Origin of the sequence: Streptomyces sp. SPB074 (assembly GCF_000154905.1) — a bacterium.
In the GTDB taxonomy this organism is placed as follows: Bacteria; Actinomycetota; Actinomycetes; order Streptomycetales; family Streptomycetaceae; genus Streptomyces.
In genome coordinates, this window is record NZ_GG770539.1 from 5,615,604 (window position 1) to 5,617,976 (window position 2,373).

A 2,373-nucleotide genomic window follows, 5' to 3' on the forward strand; every position below is an offset into this window, starting at 1 on the left:
CCTGCGGGGCGGCCTGCGGCGCTGCCGGGGCGGCCTGCGGCTCCTCCTCCACGCTCACGCCGAAGTCCGTCGCGATCCCCGCGAGCCCGTTCGCGTACCCCTGGCCCACGGCACGGGCCTTCCACACCCCGTTCCTGCGGTACACCTCGACCACGACGAGCGCCGTCTCCGCGCCGAGCTGGGGCGGCGTGAAGGTCGCGAGGACCGCGCCGCTGTCCGCGTCCCGCACGGTCGCGGTCGGCTCGATGCCCTGGAAGGTCTGGCCGTCGGCGTCGGGGCTCGCGGTGACGACGATCTTCTCGATCGCGGCCGGTACGGCACCCGTGTCCACGGTGACCGCGTCGGGCGCCGCACCTCCCCCGGAGGTGTAGGTCACGCCGGGGCCCGTGGGCTGGTTGTAGAAGATGAAGTCGTCGTCCGAGCGCACTTTGCCGTCGGCGGTGAGGAGCAGGCCCGAGACGTCGAGCCGCACCGGAGCGGTCACGTCGACCGCCACGCGGGCGGCGCTGAGGGGGATGTTCGAGCCAGGGGTCATTGCGGTCATGCTCCCCCCAACGAACGACCGCACTTTGCCGTTCCCTTACCCGCGAATTTCTCACCGGACGGCCTAGCGGCCCCGCGCGCCCCGGTCCCCGGCCCCGCGCCCGCCCCGCGCTCACCGCGCGCCCGCTCCCTCCCGTACCGCCCGCAGCGCCGCGGCGAAGGCCCGCGCGGACGGGTGCGCGGTGGCCCCCGCGCGGGTCGCGAGGTGGCTGTGGCGGGCGAGGGGGAGCGGGGTGAGGCGCACGCCGGGCGGGGGCGCGGCCGTCGCCGACGCCGGGACGACCGCGACCCCCGCGCCCACCGCGACGAGCCGCAACGTCGTGTCGTAGTCGTCCACCCGGTGCCAGGACTCGATCCGCACCCCGTGCGCGGCACCGAGCCCCGTCACGACCGCGTGGCACAGGGTGTCCTCGGCGGGGAGAATCCACGGCGCGGCGGCGTGCTCCCGCACCGGATCGCCGAGGGAACCGGGCTCCCGCCCCCGCGCGTCCGGCCCCACCGTTCCCGTGCCGCCGCCCGCCCCTTCGCCGTCCTCCCGCGCCGCGAACAGCATCGGCTCGCTGAACAGGTGTTCCGTCGCGAGCCCCGGTTCCGGCGGATGCGCGAAGCCCTCGTACGTGTGCACGAGAGCCACGTCGAGGCCGCCGGAGCGGACCGCGTGGCCCGCGTCGGCGGGGTCGATCTCCCGTACCCACAGCGCGAGTCCGGGCCGGCTCGCGCGGAGCGCGGCGAAGACGGGGGCCGCGAGCGCGCGTGCCGCCGAGGGCGAGAACCCGGCCCGCAGCGGCGCCTCCGTGCCCCGGTGGGCGCTCAGTTCGGCCTCGGCGGCCTCCAGGTGCGCGAGGATCACCTCGGCGTGCTCCACCAGCCTGGCCCCCGTCGGCGTGAGCGCGATCCGGCGTCCTTCACGCGCGAACAGCGCCGTGCCGGTGGCCCGTTCGAGGAGCGAGAGCTGCTGCGAGACCGCCGAGGGGCTGTACGCGAGCGCCTTCGCGACGGCGGCGATGGTGCCGCGCCTGGACAGCTCGCGCAGCAGGCGCAACTGGTGCGGGTTGAGCATCGGCTCAGCTTACGAGCACCGTCACTTCTTCCCGCTGGACCGTCCCCCGCCCCGCGCCGACCATCGGGGCATGACACTCCTCGCCGGTCTGCACGTCCCCCTCGTCACGCCCTTCACCGCCGACGGGGCCCTCGGCCCCGAGGCCCTGGCCGCCCTCGAACGCCTCGCCCACGACGTGCTCGACGAAGGGGCCGCCGGTCTCGTCGCGCTCGGCACGACCGCCGAGGCCGCCACGCTCGACCCGGCCGAACGCGCCGCCGTCCTCAGCGTCCTGGCCCGCGTCGCCCGCGAGCGCGGCGTCCCCCTCACGGTCGGCGCGGGCGGCTCCGGCACCGCCGCGAGCCGTACGGCGCTGGCCGCGCTCGCCGGGGTGCCGGAGGCGGTCGCCGCCCTCGTCCCCGTGCCCGCCTTCACCCGGCCCGGCCGGACGGGCGTCCTCGCCCACTTCGCGGCGCTCGCCGAGACGAGCCCCGTGCCGCTGTTCGTCTACCACATCCCCTACCGCACGGGTCAGGAACTGAGCGCGGCGACGCTGCGGGAGCTCGGGGCGCTCCCGGGGGTCGCCGGGGTCAAGTACGCGGCCGGGGGCGTCACCGAGGACACCGTCGCCCTGCTCGGTGAGCGCCCCGCGGGCTTCGCGGTCCTCGCGGGCGACGACGTGTACGCCTCGGCGCTGCTCGCGCTCGGCGCCGAGGGCGCCGTCCTCGCCTCAGCGCACCTCGCGACGCGCGCGTACGCGGACCTCGTCGCCGCCTGGCGCGCGGGCGAGG

Annotated in this window: 3 protein-coding genes; 1 reads left to right on the forward strand and 2 read right to left on the reverse strand. The window is 76.9% G+C overall.

Features of this window, described 5'->3' with window-relative positions:
* Together SSBG_RS23770 and SSBG_RS23775 are read right to left on the reverse strand one after the other, a co-directional pair.
* The coding region (locus SSBG_RS23770) for a TerD family protein (RefSeq protein WP_199781402.1) at positions 1–535 on the reverse strand (535 nt) is incomplete at its 3' end.
* A gap of 120 nt (positions 536–655) precedes the next feature.
* Positions 656–1,603, reverse strand: a complete 948-nt coding sequence (locus SSBG_RS23775; protein WP_008748617.1) for a LysR family transcriptional regulator — start codon at positions 1,601–1,603, stop codon at positions 656–658.
* A 70-nt stretch (positions 1,604–1,673) separates the two neighbouring features.
* On the opposite strand from SSBG_RS23775, the gene SSBG_RS23780 reads away from it, so the two are divergent.
* On the forward strand, positions 1,674–2,373 hold a 700-nt coding region (locus SSBG_RS23780; protein WP_037870494.1), incomplete at its 3' end, for a dihydrodipicolinate synthase family protein.